The sequence below is a fragment of the Paenibacillus solisilvae genome, assembly GCF_042656405.1.
Lineage (GTDB): Bacteria > Bacillota > Bacilli > Paenibacillales > Paenibacillaceae > Paenibacillus_Z > Paenibacillus_Z solisilvae.
Genome location: NZ_JBHSOW010000027.1, coordinates 1 through 16,746 on the forward strand (window position 1 = coordinate 1; position 16,746 = coordinate 16,746).

The following is a 16,746-nucleotide window of genomic DNA, read 5'->3' on the forward strand; positions in this document are numbered from 1 at the left end:
ATGCATGCAGCTGACGAATACTAATCGGTCGAGGGCTTATCCTACGCGTCTCATCGCAGATGAGCGCAGGGCTCCGGGATTTACGTGAAACCGTGACAACTCAGCTAAATGTAATCAATCGCAAAGGTTCATATCCAGTTTTCAGGGCGTAAAGCTTTGAGCACCGATCATGGGGCAACTCAAGATCACGTTTGGTGGCGATGGCGAAGGGGATCCACGCGTTCCCATCTCGAACACGACCGTTAAGCCCTTCAGCGCCGATGGTACTTGGACCGCAGGGTCCTGGAAGAGTAGGACGTCGCCAAGCACGAACAACCGACCGCAGTCATGCGGTCGGTTTTTTGTTGTTTGCTTCGGTTTTGAAATTTGTTTGTTTTCACAAAAATAAGAAGACATGCAATTAGTATAGTTTTTTTGGTCATGATTAGCATAGCCCTCTGATCGATTTAAACGCTTAGCGGTGATAGTAATTGATTTCTCTTGGTTGAATACGAACGATGCCATCTCTTCTTACTTTGCGGAGCTGCCTTAGTGATACTAGTCGAGGAGTCAGGAACCAGATATGCCAGCTGATTAAGCTAATCATCTGGGCTTCATTAGCCCAGGGATAGATAACACCGATTGCACATAGCCCTAGCCAGAGCAAATGACGATGCAGACGTCTGAACAGTGCGAGCTCAATATGTGAAATTGGAATATAACCTATCCACGGAGGTGAGAACCGCCAGTTCCAACGGCGGCTGTCCGGCTCATCGACACGAAGCAGAGTTAAGCGAATAATGGCAAAATGAATGATTTGTGTACAGACTATTCCAATCGCAAGAGCTATGGCCCCTTCCAGTCTATACATGAGCAGCTGGAAGAGCGTTAGAATCAGAATAATGAACAAATGGCTCCAGAGAGTTTCTTTTTTTATCGTTATTTTACGAATTAATTGGTACTGATATATAGTTGCCTTCTCTTGCTCGGCAAGTGTGCCTCTCATTTCTTTCAACATCCTTTCAAACCTACTACGACAATGTATCGGATGTTGACATTCATTTGTGAAGACCAACCTTGTGAAACAAGTACAAGCGAGGCATTCACCAAATGATTTGCAGCTACATAAGATGTAGGGCTATTTGAAATGGGCTATGAAACAAGTATAAGTTGCTAGACTTTGTGGCATAATAGAAGCAATGAGTTATTTTGATGCGAGGGTGAGGTGGATCGTATGGCAGAAGAAAGAGTGAGTAATTCATGTATTATCTGTGGTCATGACAAGCAGGAAGGGATTCGAATTGTAGACGAATTTATTTGCGAAACTTGTGAGGTTGAAATGGTCCGAACTGAGGTTCAGGATGCTAAGTATCCGTTTTTTATTCATCAACTAAAGAGAATATGGATTCAAAAAAATGCCTAACATCGCTAATCCAATTCAATATGTTCAAGAATGGTAAGTCCTTCCTAATCTCGAGACGCTGCAATGGCCGGGACGAAGAGGGACTTATTTTTTGGTTAGGATTGAATTATAGCTTGGCTAACATATAGGGTGAAGAAAGACTATAATGAAGAAAAACAATGATAGCAGAAGTTTTCGGAGGGAATAATTTCAATATGTACGAGGACATTATGGCTGCACACGCACCTTTATATGAAGCATTAATTCAATTATATCAATCGAAAGCCGTTAGCTTTCATGTTCCCGGTCACAAATACGGACAGATGCTGCGGCAGTTGCCGGGGGAAACTTACTCTAATACGCAATTTTTTCAATCTATTATGAACATTGATGTGACTGAGCTTGCAGGTACGGATGATTTGCATGCTCCCTCAGGAGTTATTGCACAAGCACAGCAGTTGGCTGCAAGATGCTTCGGAGCGGAGGAAACCTTCTTCCTTGTCGGTGGAAGTACATCAGGAAACATAGCGATGCTGCTTGCTGTATGTGAACCTGGCGATCAAATAATCGTGCAGAGAAATGCACATAAGTCTGTTTTAAATGGATTAGCGCTTGCAGGGGCGCAAGCGCTATTTATAATGCCGCAAACAGATCCGTTCAGTGGTCTTGAAGCTGCAGTTGAGCTAACTGTGGTGGAGGAAGCGCTTAAGAGGTACCCAGATGCAAAAGGGGTGTTTCTGACTAATCCTAGCTACTATGGCTTAAGTGTAGATTTGGAACCTTATGCTGCCCTTCTTCATAGGTATGATAAACTGCTCCTCGTTGATGAGGCTCACGGAGCCCATTATGGGCTGCATCCGGATTTTCCGACGTCGGCTCTGCAAGCAGGTGCTGATGCAGTAGTGCAATCCACCCATAAGACATTATCCGCGCTTACGATGGGGGCTATGCTTCATGTTCAAGGGGAGAGAATAGATCGTACAGCCCTTCGCTATGCATTAAGAATGATTCAAAGCTCCAGTCCCTCATACCCGATAATGGCATCCCTTGATATTGCCCGGGCACAGGTGGATACGATGAGTCCTAGCATGTTTAAGGATGGACTGGAAGCAGCTGCTTTATTCAAACAATGGGTAAGGGAAGAGTCCGCTGTATTTGATACTATTGAGAGCTGGCATGAATCTGAGCTAAATGTCCGAATGGATCCACTGCGAGTTGTATTGAAAGATGTAACAGGAACGTATACAGGATTTGAGCTGTTGGAGCGTTTGCAGGAATACGGCTGCTGGGCGGAAATGGCGGATTCTAAGACTATTGTCCTTATATTCGGTTTGGCGGCCTTAGAGGAAGACGTAGAGCGTTTAAAAGAGGCGCTGTCTGCAATAGCACTTTGCATTCCTTTAGAAAAACGTAAACAATTAGGGGCAGCTATTCGATTGACGGATCAAGTCTGCAAGATATCTGAACCGGTTGTGCTTTCGAGGCGTCCATTAAATAAGTCTCTTGTAGAAATAATAAATTTATCTGAATCAGTCGGGAGAAAAGCGGCAGAAGCGGTGATCCCTTATCCACCAGGAATTCCAATCGTATATACAGGAGAAATTATTTCTTCACGAACAGCAGCATGGATTGAGAATTTGTCGAAACAAGGGGCAAAGTTTCAAGCAGCAGCGGATTCGACAATGCGAACTATTGCTGTCATAAGAAATAGCTAGCGTTTACGCGAATGATTGGCTTTGTTATAGTAGGTGTATAAACATGACAGAGGGAGCACATGGATTGAAAAAAGGTTGGTTTTTCACAATTGAAGGCGGCGAAGGTGCCGGTAAGACGACTCTTATTGAACAGCTTGCGCAATATTTGACGGCACAAGGCTATCATGTTTTGACGACAAGGGAACCGGGCGGTATTCCAATTGCGGAGCAAATTCGCGGTGTTGTGTTGGATAATCGAAATACGATGATGGATGCTAGAACCGAAGCGCTTCTGTATGCAGCAGCTAGGCGACAGCATTTGGCAGAGAAAGTATTACCGGCGATTGCACAAGGGAAATTGGTTATCTGTGATCGTTTTGTAGACAGCAGTCTGGCCTATCAGGGCTATGCTCGTGGATTGGGTATGGAAGAAGTGAAATCCATTAATGATTTTGCTATAGATGGCATGATGCCGGATTTGACGTTATGGATGGATGTATCACCGGAAGTCGGACTCTCCCGGATACATCAAGGGGAAGGCAGAGAGATAAACCGGCTCGATTTAGAAGGGATTTCTTTTCACAAAAGGGTCCGTGAAGGCTATATTGAAATATTGCAGCGCGAACCAGAAAGAATGATCAGAATAGATGCCGAAAAAGAGCCGGATGTTGTATTAAATGACGCTATTTCGATAATAAATAATCGAATTAAAGGATTACCTGCAACCGATGTCAAAATATAATAGGTAAGGCTGACATCAATTAATTTTGTATAAGCTTCATAAATGATGTTTATTCTTACGAATTACATTACATTTGCAAAACTATAAGGAGGGGTATCGATGAAATTAGTTATCGCGATCGTTCAGGATAAGGACAGCAATCGATTATCAAATGCGCTTGTCCGTGAAGGATTCAGAGCTACAAAATTAGCGAGTACCGGTGGATTTTTACGTGCAGGCAATACGACGTTTATTATAGGTATTGAAGATGAACGCGTGCATGAGGTCATGCAGGTTATTCGTGCTAATTGTAAGGTGCGCGATCAGCTTGTTTCGCCGGTATCTCCTATGGGAAGTACAACAGATGCATATATTCCTTTCCCAGTTGAAGTTCAGGTGGGCGGGGCAGCGGTATTCGTTGTTCCAGTTGAACGCTTTGAACATTTCTGATTGGGTGTGAACCATAATGAAAATTAACCCTGGCTGGCGTCCTCTTGGTCAGGACCGGACACGGACCGACCTGGGCTCAAAGCAGGTGCAGCAGCGGAATTTCGCTGATATTATGCAGCAGCAGGATGAGCAGCAATCGATTGAACACCTTCAGAGAAAGCTGCAGGATATTCAAATGCAAGGTGAGCGGCTTTCCCGCTCAATGACAGTACGAGAATTAAAGCTGTACCGCCAGATGGTAAAGCAATTCCTCGAGGATACGGTTAAGCGGGGAATAGGAATGAAAGAAACGCGCGGGTTTGACCGACGCGGCCGGACTAAACGCTATAAGTTGCTTGATGAGCTTGATTCGGCGCTTGTGGCAATGGGTGAAGAGCTGCTGGGCTCAGAAGAAGGGCGCCTGGAGCTCCTTCAGAAAATTGGCGACATTCGAGGCATTCTTATCAACTTATTCTTCTAATAAATGCCGGTACGGATTGCGAAAGGATAGACAATCATGAGTATCGCACAACTACCTGGACAGCAAAAGGCCAAACGTATTTTACAGCATGCGCTCAGCAGCGGTAAGGTTTCTCACGCCTATCTGTTTACAGGGCCGCCTGGCAGTGGAAGAATGGCGATGGCTAATGCATTTGCTAAAGCGCTTTTCTGCACAAGCGGCGGAGATGATGCCTGCGGGCATTGTCTGGAATGCCGTAAATTCGATCATGGCAACCAACCGGATCTGCATGTCGTAGAGCCGGATGGGGCCTCTATAAAAATTGATCAAATTCGTGAGCTTCAAAGGGAGCTTTCTTATAAAAATATTGGAACGGAAAGAAAAATCTACATTATCCAGCAAGTTGAAACGATGACGCTGCAAGCAGCCAATAGTTTGCTTAAGTTTCTTGAAGAGCCCCAGTCGCCTGTTGTTGCTATACTGCTGACCGATAATGGACAGGCAGTGCTGCCTACCATACGTTCAAGAACGCAGTGGGTGCCTTTCATGCCGCTTGTTCCCCATGATATGCTGCAGACGCTATCACAAGAAGGTGTGCCGCAGCTGCTTGCACGAGCCGCTGTCCATCTGGCTTCCGGTTTAAATGCATGTAGGGAAATCATCCAGCAGAATGGGTTTGCAGAAATGAGAAACGTAGTGATACAATTAGGCAAGGATAGTCTGACCCGATTCACCGCGGGGATGATATCTGCCCAACAGCACGTCTTTAAGACCGAGCTTGGTGAACAGCCGCAGCTGCTGTTATCAATGCTCGTTTTATGGTATAAAGACATGATTCATTTTCAATCCGGAAGACATGAAGCACTTGTTTTTATAGATCAGGTTGATTGGATCGGTAAACATGCATTTGGACGATCGGCGGATGGCTACGTGAAATGCATGGAGGCAGCACTCGAAGCAGGAAAACGAATACGCGCCCATGTATCGCCGCAGTTGGCGGTTGAGCAGATGCTAATCCGTATACAGGAGGTGTGATTTGATTGTATAACGTTGTTGGTGTCCGCTTTAAGAAAGCGGGTAAGATCTATTATTTTGATCCTGTTGAATTTCCTATCGATAAAGAGCAGCATGTTATCGTAGAGACGGCAAGGGGAATTGAATACGGTAAAGTCGTGGTCGGACAGAAGCAAGTCGGTGAATCGGATGTTGTCCTTCCGCTTAAGAAAGTGATTCGCATAGCTGGTGATAATGACGCGAAAATCGTCGATGAGAATAAATCCGCGGCGCGGAATGCTTTTGCCACATGCTTGGAAAAGATAAGAGACCATCAACTGAAAATGAAGCTGGTCGATGTCGAATTTACGTTCGATCGCAACAAGATCATTTTCTATTTTACAGCTGAAGGTCGAGTAGACTTCAGGGAATTGGTTAAGGATCTGGCCAGCGTTTTCCGTACCCGAATCGAGCTTAGGCAAATCGGTGTGCGTGATGAAGCGAAAATGCTTGGCGGTATCGGGCCTTGCGGCAGGGTACTATGCTGTTCTTCATGGCTCGGAGACTTTGAGCCGGTCTCAATCAAAATGGCCAAAGATCAAAACTTATCGCTTAATCCAACGAAAATTTCCGGTTTATGCGGCAGATTGATGTGCTGTTTGAAATATGAGCACGATAATTATGAAAGTGTACGTGAAGAATTACCAGCGATCGGTAAAATTGTCATCACCTCTTATGGGGAAGGCAAAGTAACTGGAATAAACGCAGGAAGTAAATCCGTATATGTACAGCTGTTTGAAGGCGGGAAGCCAAAGGAACTGCCGCTTGACGACGTTGTTATTAAGTAATTATCATCAATATGTCCGAAGCCGTATCGTCTTTGGGGTGAAAACTTGAGTAAAAAAGACATTTTTAGTCAAATTAGCGAATTAGAATTAAGTTCTGGTAATTTGCACAGCGAGCTTGGAACACTCAAGCAAAAAATTAAGACTCTTCTTGAAGAGAATAAGCGATTAAGCATTGAAAATCAGCAGCTTCGCAAAGTACTCAAACGGGAAACAGCAGATCCGATTCAGAAAGCTGAAGCTCCGCCTAAGATTAGTTCCGCGAGTCCCGCACCCATGGAAGCACCTCAACTGTCAGCGGATCAAGCTGCAGTGGGTGAAGGCTATGACAATCTGGCGCGCTTATATCACGAAGGGTTTCATATTTGCAATTTATATTATGGACATTTAAGAACGGAAGGCGATTGCCTATTCTGCCTCTCGTTTCTGAATAAAGATTAAAACGACAACAAGACCCTTGAAGGGTCTTGTTTGTTTTAGGCCAATAATGAAATTGCTTTGATCCAGTAGGGATGAATAACCTTGAATGTATGCGGCTTATTCGTTTATGCTGATGATAAACAAAGCAGCTGTTCAGGATTAAGATAAGGATGTGAAATGACTCTGGTATCAAAAAATGTAAATTTATTGCCAAACGAACGGCTGGACGACTTATTAACGTATGATCTTCACATTATACAAAGCCGTGAGGTGTTCAGTTTCTCTATGGATGCGGTATTATTGGCTCGCTTTGCTGGTCTTCCCCCTCGTGGAAGAGTGCTTGATTTATGTACAGGCAATGGAGTCATACCTATTCTGATGACGACACGCACCAATGCAATTATTGACGGTGTTGAAATACAACCGCGTTTAGCTGACATGGCACGCCGCAGTGTTGAGGCTAACGAGCTTGAAGAGCAGGTTCATATTTATGAAGGGGATCTTCGCAATTTCCATGAACAGGTTGGCCGTGGAATCTATGATGCTGTTACCGTTAATCCGCCTTATATGCCGGCAGGTTCGGGCGATCAGAACGAAAATGAGCATTTTGCCATGGCCAGGCATGAACGAAATGGCGGTTTAGATGATATTGTAGCGGCATGTGCAAGGCTTGTCCGAACCGGGGGGCGGGTATCCATGGTTCATCGCCCCTCAAGATTAATTGAAATTATGGAATCACTGCGTAAATGGAAGCTCGAGCCCAAACGAATCCGGTTTGTACATCCTCATGCTGAGGCGGAAGCCAATATGGTCTTAATTGAAGCAGCAAGAGATGGGAAGCCAGAGGTTCGGCTGCTTCCGCCGCTCATCGTCTATAATGAACAAAGACAATATAATGAAGAGCTCATGAATATGTACTACGGAGATAGACGTCCGGAAATGAGGGAAACATCATCATGAATGTTCAACAAAGTTTCAAGACATCGGCAAACGGGGAAGGAACGAACAATAGAGGAACGTTATATTTGGTCGGCACACCGATTGGCAATCTAGAGGACATCACCTTTAGAGCAATTCGTACTTTAAAAGAAGTAGACCTTATTGCCGCCGAGGATACACGCCAAACCCGTAAGCTGCTTACTCATTTTGAGATTTCGACACGGCTTGTCAGTTATCATGAGCATAATAAAGATGCAAGCGGCAGTGAGCTGCTTCGTCTGCTCGAAGAAGGCCAGTCTATTGCATTAGTCAGTGATGCCGGACTTCCAGCCATATCTGACCCGGGAGCAGATTTGGTCGCAGATGCTGCCAAGAGATCGATAGCGGTTGTTCCCATTCCGGGAGCCAATGCCGCTTTATCTGCGCTCATCGTATCCGGTCTGCCGACCGACCGTTTCCTGTTTGTCGGCTTTCCCCCGCGTGACCGAAAGCCTCTAAACATCTGGCTGGATCGTCTCTACAAAGAGAATGCAACAATAATATGTTATGAGTCGCCTCACCGAGTGGCGAAGACGTTAACCGCGATGCTTGAGAGGTGGGGAAATCGGCCGATCGCAATGATACGGGAGCTGACCAAGCGCCATGAAGAAGTTGTAAGAGGTCTGCTATCTGAATGTCAGGAGTGGCTTAAAGAACATCCGCCGCTTGGCGAATATTGCCTGGTTATTTCGGGAATTAGTACGGAGGAAGAACAGGAATTAAAGGATAATGACATTCCATGGTGGGCGGAACTTGCGCTTGAGGAACATGTCAACCGGTATGAATTGGAGACAGGGGATCGTAAAGAAGCAATTAAACGTGCTGCACTCGACAGAGGATTGCCGAAGCGGGATGTCTATAATGAAATTATGAGGAAATAAATGGACAAAAAAAGGCCTTCCTGATAAATTCTGGATCAGGAAGGCATCAAGGAGTATATAAAAGGTTAGAATTAGCATAGTTGGTAAATTGATTATAACCTAAATATTCCGATTTGTCTCTTATTTTGTTACAGGAGTTGGCATTTCGGATAAACATACGTTACAAACGATTTTACCTTTGAAATAAACAACGTTCTCAGCATTACCGCAGAAGATACAAGCAGGCTCGTATTTCTTCAGCATGATGCGCTCTCCGTCCACGTAAATCTCCAGCGCATCCTTCTCGCCAATACCTAGTGTACGACGTAATTCAATTGGAATAACAACCCGTCCCAGTTCGTCTACTTTCCTTACAATTCCTGTTGATTTCATCATGATCTATCAGTGCTCCTCTCATATTATGAATTCGTCATAATCCGACAAAGTTCTATCATTTCTTGTTTCTATAGTACCAACGTTTCCCATAAGTGTCAACCACGATTTATCGTGAGATAATGCTCATAATGCTTGCTAGAGCTATAGGGTCAAGGAATATTGCCGGCGATGACCGTACGACAATCGCTTGAGTTTTGGAAATAAATTTACGACATAATTCGACAATGATTATTATTTTTGTCGAATTATTGAACGAAGGAGAGAATCGTATATGATGAATCCGCATGTATTGGAAGAAGAGAAAGTTTTCAAAGATCCAATTCATAAATACATTTATGTGCAGGATCAAATGATTTGGGATCTCATTAACACAAGAGAGTTTCAACGGCTTCGGCGAATACGTCAGTTAGGAACATCCTACTTGACTTTCCATGGTGCCGAGCATAGCCGGTTCTCTCATTCATTGGGTGTGTATGAAATCACTCGAAAAATCATTTCACAATTTGAGCGCGGAGGCTACAGTGACTGGCCGAGAGAAGAGAGAATGGTAGCTCTTTGTGCTGCTCTGCTTCATGATATCGGACATGGTCCATTTTCTCATTCTATAGAAGAAGTTTTTGACACCAATCATGAAGATTGGACTTGTCGAATTCTGCTTGAATCTACAGAAATTAATCAGATTCTTCATAACTATGATCCATCGTTCCCTGAACGAATTGCAGCAGTTATCCGCAAAACATACGATAAACCAATCGTCATCAGCCTTGTATCCAGTCAAATGGATGCTGACCGTATGGACTACTTGCTCCGGGATGCATACTATACGGGTGTTAATTATGGAACGTTTGATCTTGATCGTATTTTACGTGTTCTCAGGCCGCATCAAGAACGCATCGTAGTGAAGGAAAGCGGCATGCACGCGGTTGAAGATTATTTAATGTCCCGCTATCAAATGTATTGGCAGGTTTATTTCCATCCGGTTACCCGGAGTTCAGAAATAATACTAAGACAAATATTTCGTAGAGCGAAAGAGCTTTATGGGGGTAATTATACATTTTCTTGGATGATTAAACCTTTTCAGGACTTATTTGAAGGTACATTGGATGTAAAGTCCTATACCTTGCTCGATGAAGCTCTTGTACAGACCGTGTTTTCGCAGTGGATGAACGAATCTGATGAATTATTATCTGATCTATGTGAAAGATTTCTCAATCGTAGGTTGTATAAATATGTAACCTTAGACGATGCAGAAGAAGGGCTTTGGGATGAAATCAGTGACCAATTTCTCTCGATAGGCCTTCGTCCTGATTACCATCTGGAAATCGACTTTCCTTATGATTTGCCTTATGATGTATACCGTTCAGGTTCTCCAGCATCTTCACACGGAAAAGAGGAGAAACCTCCAATTCTGCTGCTTGATAAGGAGAATCGGCTGTCCGAAATATCGGAGAGATCCGATATCATTCGTTCCATTACAGGCCTGCATCAGGGTAAGTATCATTTATATTACCCGGAAGAGCCTCTAATTGAATCAGCACACAAGCTGAAGCCGCATATTCGCGAATTATTTGGTTTATTGTAGAAAGGAGTTTGCAATTACTTATGTTAATCGACACACATACACATTTAGATGCGCATCAATTCGACGAAGACCGCGCAGAAGTCATCGAAAGAGCGCGGGCTGCAGGTGTACATAAGCTCGTTAATATCGGCTTTAACCGAGAGACGATACCGACAACGATGGCATTAGCTGAACAATATGAGTTTATCTATGCGGCGGTTGGCTGGCATCCCGTTGACAGCATTGACATGCTGCCGGGAGATTTAGAATGGATCGCATCCCTATGCGATCATCCCAAAGTGGTTGCAATTGGTGAGATTGGGCTTGATTATCATTGGGATACGTCACCTAAGGATGTGCAGCAGCGTGTTTTTCGCCAGCAGATCCAATTGGCCAAGCAGAAGCGCAAGCCGATCGTCATTCATAACCGGGATGCACATGAGGATGTTGTCCGTATATTAAAAGAAGAGGACGCGAAAGATGTCGGCGGCATTATGCATTGTTACTCGGGCAGCTGGGAGACGGCTAAGAAATGCTTGGACATGAACTTCTATATTTCATTTGGCGGACCGGTCACGTTTAAGAATGCCAGGGTCCCAAAAGAAGTGCTTTCAAAAGTTCCGCTCGACCGTATTCTTATCGAAACAGACGCGCCTTATTTGGCCCCTCATCCGCATCGCGGAAAACGAAATGAATCTGCTTTCGTCCGTCTTGTAGCAGAAACTGCAGCTGAAATTACAGGCAAATCTGTGGCCGAAATTGCGAAAATAACGACTGAAAATGCACTGAAATGTTTTGGTATTCGATGAAAAACGATATGAAAGCAAGGATTTGGGAGTATACAAGTGAAAAAACTAATCTTTAATCAATAAATTGATTGTTTTTCACGTGATTTTCCTTAAAATTCGTTAAAATCGTCATTAATCTCTTCTTTACAATGTGGAGTAAAAGACGGTATCATTCATCTCAGAGCTTATAACTTTTCCAAATAAACGCTTAATCTCCGTGATCCGGAGAGCGGGGGAACCAAATATTGAAACAGTTTGTATCAAAGCTGGAGTAGATGTTGTTGAATTCTTCTAGGGGTGAATTTCGCGAACACGCAGGAGCAGTATACTGGTGTCAGAACGAATAGGGCGACTCTCTTTGCCCGAATCCGACAGCTAACCTCGCAAGCGTAAATAAGAGAGATCTTCCTCGTGTATTTAATCCATGCTACCTGATTTTATGGGAAGCCACGAAACAGATCCTCTGTCGTCGGCTTCTTTTTGTTTGAATAATGCGTAATCTGACGACATAGGGTGTATCATGGAGGAGGACACTGGGAAGATAGAACTGCGTGCCTGCACGCTAAATTCTATAGTCGCGTCTAGGGTCTTATGTAACACTATGGCGGCGGGGCTATGTAGGGAGGACCGAAGAAGTGGGAGCACTCCAGCTTAAGGATACCCATGGTAAACGATCATCCAGCATGTCTTTCGCATTGCGATGGAAGCATGAGAACGTGCGTTTAATTGTACTAAGCGCTCTGATCTCAATCGCTATGACTTTCATGTTTCTGGTGTTGTTGTACGGAACGGCTGACAAGCACGTCTCCGTAGTATTGAATGGACGAGAAAGCATTGTTTCGACAAAACAATGGGTCCTTCAACGCCTACTGGATGAACAAGCCATCACGATTGGAACTTATGATAAAGTTTCGATGCCGCTTAACAGCGGTGTCAAAGACGGTGACCGCATCATTATCGATCAAGCGGTACCTCTTGTAGTGAAGGCAGACGGCAAGGAAAGAACGTTGTACACGACAGAAAGAACGGTACAGGCGGCGATCGATCAAGCTAATATATCGGTACGCAGCCAAGATAAAATAATGCCTCCTTTGAATACCGCTGTTGAGCCGAATATGAAGGTTTCCGTTACTCGGATCGATAAGAAGTATTCAGAGAATGCATTCAAAGTTCCCTTCTCGATTGTGAAGAAGGAAGACCCTAAGCTTGCAAAGGGTAAGGAAAAGCTTGTACAAACCGGTAAAGAGGGTATGGTCATAAAACGGTTTGAGAGTGTTTTTGCAGATGGTGTTCTGGTTTCCCAGACGCTGGTCACCAAACTTACGCATTCGCCATCAGTGAATCAGGTCGTTGCTGTAGGCACGTTGAAGGAAGAGCCGAAGGTGACCGTATTATCGGCAAAAACAGCAAGTGTTACTACATTGACCAAACGCGGCGTGAAATTCAGCGCTAAGAAGGTTATCAAGAACGTAACGCTAACTGCTTATTCTGCAGGTGTTCAATCGACTGGGAAGAGTAAGAGCCACCCCGAATACGGCATTACAGCATCGGGCTCACGCGTTCAAGAAGGACGTACGATTGCGGTTGATCCGAGGATCATACCGATCGGCTGGTGGGTGTATATTGAAGGGATCGGCTTCCGTCGTGCCGAAGATACGGGAAGTGCGATCAAAGGCAATAAAGTTGACGTTTATTTCGATAGTGAATCATATGCTGAAAAGTTCGGGTTGAAGCGGGGATATACCATCTACGTGCTCGGTCCTAAGAAACCGGAATCACTTTAGCAGATAGGCTGTGATTTATTCATATCGTAATTTGAACGTAAATATGCCATCATAAGAAGAGGCGATGCCTCTTCTTTTTGTATGTTTGTCTGAAGGGAAGGAATGGACTTCCATGATTAAAGAAATCATTGTAGTAGAAGGCAAGGATGATACCGTCGCCATCAAACGGGCGGTTGAAGCAGAGACGATAGAGACCGGCGGATCAGCCATCGGACAGGCGGTTTTGAAACGTGTCGAACTTGCCCAGCAGCGGCGAGGTGTTATTATTTTCACCGACCCTGACCATGCAGGTGAACGTATCCGCAAAATTGTGGCTCAGCGTGTCCCTGGCTGCAAGCATGCTTTTCTCCCACAGGAGGATGCGCTTTATAAAGGCGACATTGGGGTCGAGAATGCTTCCCCGGAAGCGATTCAAAGGGCGCTTGCCAATGTGCGTACGGAAGTTATAGAAGGAAGCGCTGGCGACGCTGAAATTACAGGTGAGGATCTTATGCGGGCAGGACTGCTCGTTCATCCAAGTGCGGCGGACAGACGATTGCGGATGGGTAATCTGCTTGGCATCGGTTATGCGAACGGCAAACAGTTTTTTAAGCGATGCTCCATGTTTCGCATCACGCGTGAGGAATTCGATCTGGCGCTTGAACAGATGGAGCGGGAGACCGAAGGAGGCACTCCATGAGTGAAGGGCTGAAGGTGCATGCCAATGTGGCGACACCTAAACAAACGAACGACATTATCAAGAAATACGGATTTAAATTCAAGAAAAGTCTTGGTCAGAACTTCCTGATTGATCAAAATATATTGAAAAATATCGTAGCTGCAGCTGAGCTCGATGAAACTAAAGGTGCGCTGGAGATTGGTCCGGGAATTGGGGCTCTGACGCAGGAGCTTGCTCAGGCAGCAGGACAAGTAACAGCTGTTGAAATCGATAACCGGCTCATTCCTATTCTGCGTGATGTGCTCTCAGGAGTGCCTAACGTTCATGTGGAACATGGAGATGTGCTCAAGTTAAATCTTAAAGAACTCATTGATGCCCGTTTTAAAGGATTGACAGGTGTTAGTGTAGTCGCCAATTTGCCTTATTACGTCACGACACCGATCCTAATGAAGCTTCTGGAAGAGAAGCTTCCGCTTGAACATATCGTGGTTATGATTCAAAAGGAAGTCGCTCAACGCATGGCGGCAAAGCCAGGCGGCAAGGAATATGGCAGCTTAAGCGTTGCGGTTCAGTACTATTGTATACCTGAGCTTGTGTGCATAGTGCCGCATACGGTGTTTATTCCTCAGCCTAATGTAGATTCAGCGGTCATTAAACTGTCTCTGAGGGACAAGCCAGCTGTAGACGTAAAAGATGAAGGTCATTTCTTCCGTACGGTTCAGGCTTGCTTTGCGCAGCGCAGAAAGACGATTGCTAACAACCTTACGGCCTACGTGGGTAAAACCAACCGCGAGCGCCTCGGACCGCTCCTTGAGAGCTGCGGCATAGATCCGACCAGACGCGGTGAGACGCTTTCCTTGGATGAATTTGCGGCGCTTAGCCGAGCATTAATTGAAGCGGGTCTCCCCGGGTGAAAAATATTGACCAAAGAAATTTGAAGCTGTTTCAGCGCTCAACGGTTATTGCCGTGATGGCGTTGCACAGCTTTTTTCTGCTTTCTGCAGATTAATATCCTCTCAAGTATAAGTAACCATTTATTTGCAGGCCGAATAAATGAATTTTGAAACGCACCAAATGCCCTGTCCGCCCATAGGATAAACGAAGAGGTGATTTGCCCATGAAGCAAGGGGACCTGGTCGTCCGCAAATCGTATGGCGGGGACGTCCTTTTTCGTGTTGCAATAATGAATGAGCAATCTGCTATACTAAAGGGTACGGACTATCGGCTGCTTGCAGACGCGCCGATTCCTGATTTGTCGGTCGTTCCCGATCCTGAATTCACAGGGGCGGCAAGGCAGGTTCGGATCAAAGTAAACGAGTCCATGCAGCGGGTACAGGAGCAGCGGGATAAACAGGTAGCGCACAACGAAAGTCCACTGCGGAGGGCAATGAACCAAAGTCAGCCGTATTTTGAAGTACCCGGTAAAGTGCTTCATCTTGATGGAGACGGGAATTACATGAAAAAAAGCATGCAGTTATACACTCAGATGCGCGTTCCTGCTCATGGACTTCACGTGCATGAATCCCAAATGGCTGATGTCGTATACCGTCTGCTGCCGCAAATCAAGCCTGACATTATCGTCATAACCGGCCATGATGGAGTATTGAAAACAAGGAATGAGGGAGATTTACAAAGCTTGTCCAGCTACAAGAACTCTCAAAACTTCGTCAATGCCGTACACGTGGCCCGTGAATACGAGAAGAACAGAGATGGACTTATCGTTGTTGCTGGCGCTTGTCAGTCCCATTATGAGGCGCTTCTAAAGTCTGGGGCTAATTTTGCCAGCTCACCAGGCCGCGTGCTGATTCATGCCTTAGATCCTGTTTATGTTGCAATTAAAGCGAGTTATACGTCGATTAGGGAGACCATTAACTTAGCGGATGTCATTCACGGTACCATTAGCGGGATTGATGGTGTGGGTGGAATTGAAACTTTAGGGATGTATCGCGTCGGATTGCCAAAACCGCAAACATTAACGGGTGTGAAGTCAACCGTATAATATGCCTCGTCCTGGGCAAATTATACACAGTTCCTGAAAAATAGGTTTTTGTTTGTTGACAATCCGTTAACTTCGCTGTTATAATTATAATTTTTTGACAAACCACCTCCTTTTGGTTATAATGGACAAGGAAAGAGGTGGTAGTGGACAATGGCAAAAAATGCGCTATTGGAGATCAAACGCAGTTTGGAAGCCCATGTCGGCGCCAAAATACGTCTTCGGGCTAATGGTGGTCGCCGAAAGACTGTCGAACGCACCGGAGTGTTAGAAGAAATCTACCCTTCTGTATTTATTGTCAAGCTTGACCAGGAGCAGCATGCGTTTAAGCGTGTCTCCTACAGCTACGCGGATATTTTGACCGAATCGGTTGAAGTAATGGTCGATAGTGATGACGGTCAAGTGCGCATTACGTATATGCAATAAAAGCAAGTTTAAGCCATATGTTACAAGCACGGTCAATAATTGATCGTGCTTTTTTTCTGTCTGCAGAATGACTGCGTCCTGCTTTCGCATTGAAATGGGCTGGTGCATGAACTTAGCAGCGGAGAGCATACTACATTTAACTTACGATGCTAAGGAGGTTCATCTCATGAGTCGCAAACGGAGAAGCTTTATGAGCGAACAGTTGAAGAATGAGTTAGCGAAGGACTTAGGGATCTATGAAACGGTGCAGCGTGAAGGTTGGGGAGGTATTAAAGCGAAGGATGCCGGTAATATGGTGAAGAGAGCGATTCAGATCGCCGAAGAGGCAGCCGCTAAGCAGTATGAGCAAACCAAGC

19 protein-coding genes, 1 rRNA gene, 1 pseudogene and 1 riboswitch are annotated in these 16,746 nt (G+C 45.0%); of the genes and pseudogenes, 19 read left to right on the forward strand and 2 right to left on the reverse strand.

The features are described from left to right. Positions 1–190 precede the first annotated feature (190 nt). A 5S ribosomal RNA gene (gene rrf / locus ACFPYJ_RS06935) occupies positions 191–307 on the forward strand. Between the two features lie 147 nt (positions 308–454). Here rrf and ACFPYJ_RS06940 read toward each other — a convergent pair. Further along, the gene (locus ACFPYJ_RS06940; RefSeq protein WP_379187357.1) at positions 455–985 is read right to left on the reverse strand and encodes a transposase; all 531 of its coding nucleotides are present in this window, start codon (positions 983–985) and stop codon (positions 455–457) included. 228 nt (positions 986–1,213) lie between these two features. On the opposite strand from ACFPYJ_RS06940, the gene ACFPYJ_RS06945 reads away from it, so the two are divergent. From ACFPYJ_RS06945 to rsmI, 10 genes are all read left to right on the forward strand, one after another. Beyond that, the gene (locus ACFPYJ_RS06945) at positions 1,214–1,402 is read left to right on the forward strand and encodes a sigma factor G inhibitor Gin (RefSeq protein WP_379187358.1); all 189 of its coding nucleotides are present in this window, start codon (positions 1,214–1,216) and stop codon (positions 1,400–1,402) included. 209 nt (positions 1,403–1,611) lie between these two features. Next, entirely contained in the window at positions 1,612–3,096 is a 1,485-nt protein-coding gene (locus ACFPYJ_RS06950) for an aminotransferase class I/II-fold pyridoxal phosphate-dependent enzyme (RefSeq protein ID WP_379187403.1), read from the forward strand. Between the two features lie 64 nt (positions 3,097–3,160). Then, a complete protein-coding gene (tmk, locus tag ACFPYJ_RS06955) occupies positions 3,161–3,817 on the forward strand; it encodes a dTMP kinase (protein WP_379187359.1) in 657 nt (218 codons plus the stop codon). 99 nt (positions 3,818–3,916) lie between these two features. Further along, on the forward strand, positions 3,917–4,246 hold the full coding sequence (locus ACFPYJ_RS06960; RefSeq protein ID WP_379187360.1) for a cyclic-di-AMP receptor: 330 nt from the start codon (positions 3,917–3,919) through the stop codon (positions 4,244–4,246). A gap of 16 nt (positions 4,247–4,262) precedes the next feature. Next, the gene (locus tag ACFPYJ_RS06965) at positions 4,263–4,706 is read left to right on the forward strand and encodes a YaaR family protein (RefSeq protein WP_379187361.1); all 444 of its coding nucleotides are present in this window, start codon (positions 4,263–4,265) and stop codon (positions 4,704–4,706) included. Between the two features lie 36 nt (positions 4,707–4,742). After that, a complete protein-coding gene (gene holB, locus ACFPYJ_RS06970; protein ID WP_379187362.1) occupies positions 4,743–5,720 on the forward strand; it encodes a DNA polymerase III subunit delta' in 978 nt (325 codons plus the stop codon). A 5-nt stretch (positions 5,721–5,725) separates the two neighbouring features. Next, positions 5,726–6,526, forward strand: coding sequence for a PSP1 domain-containing protein (locus ACFPYJ_RS06975; protein ID WP_379187363.1), 801 nt, complete (start codon positions 5,726–5,728; stop codon positions 6,524–6,526). Between the two features lie 45 nt (positions 6,527–6,571). Further along, the gene (yabA, locus tag ACFPYJ_RS06980; protein WP_379187364.1) at positions 6,572–6,964 is read left to right on the forward strand and encodes a DNA replication initiation control protein YabA; all 393 of its coding nucleotides are present in this window, start codon (positions 6,572–6,574) and stop codon (positions 6,962–6,964) included. A 156-nt stretch (positions 6,965–7,120) separates the two neighbouring features. Next, positions 7,121–7,903 carry a tRNA1(Val) (adenine(37)-N6)-methyltransferase gene (locus ACFPYJ_RS06985; RefSeq protein ID WP_379187365.1) on the forward strand — a complete coding sequence of 261 codons (783 nt, stop codon included), beginning with the start codon at positions 7,121–7,123 and terminating at the stop codon, positions 7,901–7,903. Further along, entirely contained in the window at positions 7,900–8,802 is a 903-nt protein-coding gene (rsmI, locus tag ACFPYJ_RS06990) for a 16S rRNA (cytidine(1402)-2'-O)-methyltransferase (RefSeq protein WP_379187366.1), read from the forward strand. The genes ACFPYJ_RS06985 and rsmI overlap by 4 nt, the downstream gene beginning before the upstream one ends. Before the next feature lie 120 nt (positions 8,803–8,922). Here the strand turns inward: rsmI and ACFPYJ_RS06995 are convergent, their stop codons facing one another. Continuing rightward, complete coding sequence (locus tag ACFPYJ_RS06995) at positions 8,923–9,177, reverse strand: AbrB/MazE/SpoVT family DNA-binding domain-containing protein (RefSeq protein ID WP_379187367.1); 255 nt, start codon at positions 9,175–9,177, stop codon at positions 8,923–8,925. A gap of 271 nt (positions 9,178–9,448) precedes the next feature. Between ACFPYJ_RS06995 and ACFPYJ_RS07000 the strand changes: the two genes are divergently transcribed. From ACFPYJ_RS07000 to ACFPYJ_RS07035, 8 genes and pseudogenes are all read left to right on the forward strand, one after another. Continuing rightward, the gene (locus ACFPYJ_RS07000; RefSeq protein ID WP_379187368.1) at positions 9,449–10,759 is read left to right on the forward strand and encodes an HD domain-containing protein; all 1,311 of its coding nucleotides are present in this window, start codon (positions 9,449–9,451) and stop codon (positions 10,757–10,759) included. Positions 10,760–10,779: 20 nt separating this feature from the next. Continuing rightward, complete coding sequence (locus tag ACFPYJ_RS07005) at positions 10,780–11,547, forward strand: TatD family hydrolase (protein ID WP_379187369.1); 768 nt, start codon at positions 10,780–10,782, stop codon at positions 11,545–11,547. Positions 11,548–11,721: 174 nt separating this feature from the next. After that, positions 11,722–11,931: riboswitch (cyclic di-AMP (ydaO/yuaA leader) on the forward strand. Positions 11,932–12,161: 230 nt separating this feature from the next. Further along, positions 12,162–13,310, forward strand: coding sequence for a 3D domain-containing protein (locus ACFPYJ_RS07010; protein WP_379187370.1), 1,149 nt, complete (start codon positions 12,162–12,164; stop codon positions 13,308–13,310). Between the two features lie 112 nt (positions 13,311–13,422). Next, on the forward strand, positions 13,423–13,989 hold the full coding sequence (rnmV, locus tag ACFPYJ_RS07015; RefSeq protein WP_379187371.1) for a ribonuclease M5: 567 nt from the start codon (positions 13,423–13,425) through the stop codon (positions 13,987–13,989). After that, positions 13,986–14,882 (forward strand): 16S rRNA (adenine(1518)-N(6)/adenine(1519)-N(6))-dimethyltransferase RsmA, encoded by an 897-nt coding sequence (rsmA, locus tag ACFPYJ_RS07020; RefSeq protein WP_379187372.1) that lies wholly within the window; start codon positions 13,986–13,988, stop codon positions 14,880–14,882. Before rnmV ends, rsmA begins: the two co-directional genes overlap by 4 nt. 203 nt (positions 14,883–15,085) lie before the next feature. After that, positions 15,086–15,967: a sporulation peptidase YabG gene (gene yabG / locus ACFPYJ_RS07025; RefSeq protein WP_379187373.1), complete on the forward strand. Its 882-nt coding sequence runs from the start codon at positions 15,086–15,088 to the stop codon at positions 15,965–15,967. A gap of 150 nt (positions 15,968–16,117) precedes the next feature. Then, positions 16,118–16,390 (forward strand): biofilm formation stimulator Veg, encoded by a 273-nt coding sequence (gene veg / locus ACFPYJ_RS07030; protein WP_379187374.1) that lies wholly within the window; start codon positions 16,118–16,120, stop codon positions 16,388–16,390. A 166-nt stretch (positions 16,391–16,556) separates the two neighbouring features. Then, positions 16,557–16,730, forward strand: a pseudogene (locus ACFPYJ_RS07035) (small, acid-soluble spore protein, alpha/beta type); the annotation flags it as partial. Positions 16,731–16,746 lie beyond the last annotated feature (16 nt).

What these genes read in the sequence shown, in the direction of transcription:
- veg (WP_379187374.1), top strand. Translation starts at nt 16,118, where the DNA reads ATGGCAAAAAATGCGCTATTGGAGATCAAACGCAGTTTGGAAGCCCAT.
- ACFPYJ_RS06950 (WP_379187403.1), top strand. Translation starts at nt 1,612, where the DNA reads ATGGCTGCACACGCACCTTTATATGAAGCATTAATTCAATTATATCAA.
- ACFPYJ_RS06945 (WP_379187358.1), top strand. Translation starts at nt 1,214, where the DNA reads ATGGCAGAAGAAAGAGTGAGTAATTCATGTATTATCTGTGGTCATGAC.
- yabG (WP_379187373.1), top strand. Translation starts at nt 15,086, where the DNA reads ATGAAGCAAGGGGACCTGGTCGTCCGCAAATCGTATGGCGGGGACGTC.
- rsmA (WP_379187372.1), top strand. Translation starts at nt 13,986, where the DNA reads ATGAGTGAAGGGCTGAAGGTGCATGCCAATGTGGCGACACCTAAACAA.
- ACFPYJ_RS07005 (WP_379187369.1), top strand. Translation starts at nt 10,780, where the DNA reads ATGTTAATCGACACACATACACATTTAGATGCGCATCAATTCGACGAA.
- ACFPYJ_RS06965 (WP_379187361.1), top strand. Translation starts at nt 4,263, where the DNA reads ATGAAAATTAACCCTGGCTGGCGTCCTCTTGGTCAGGACCGGACACGG.
- ACFPYJ_RS06985 (WP_379187365.1), top strand. Translation starts at nt 7,121, where the DNA reads ATGACTCTGGTATCAAAAAATGTAAATTTATTGCCAAACGAACGGCTG.
- rnmV (WP_379187371.1), top strand. Translation starts at nt 13,423, where the DNA reads ATGATTAAAGAAATCATTGTAGTAGAAGGCAAGGATGATACCGTCGCC.
- rsmI (WP_379187366.1), top strand. Translation starts at nt 7,900, where the DNA reads ATGAATGTTCAACAAAGTTTCAAGACATCGGCAAACGGGGAAGGAACG.
- ACFPYJ_RS06960 (WP_379187360.1), top strand. Translation starts at nt 3,917, where the DNA reads ATGAAATTAGTTATCGCGATCGTTCAGGATAAGGACAGCAATCGATTA.
- ACFPYJ_RS06995 (WP_379187367.1), bottom strand. Translation starts at nt 9,177, where the DNA reads ATGATGAAATCAACAGGAATTGTAAGGAAAGTAGACGAACTGGGACGG.
- holB (WP_379187362.1), top strand. Translation starts at nt 4,743, where the DNA reads ATGAGTATCGCACAACTACCTGGACAGCAAAAGGCCAAACGTATTTTA.
- ACFPYJ_RS06940 (WP_379187357.1), bottom strand. Translation starts at nt 985, where the DNA reads ATGAGAGGCACACTTGCCGAGCAAGAGAAGGCAACTATATATCAGTAC.
- ACFPYJ_RS07000 (WP_379187368.1), top strand. Translation starts at nt 9,449, where the DNA reads ATGATGAATCCGCATGTATTGGAAGAAGAGAAAGTTTTCAAAGATCCA.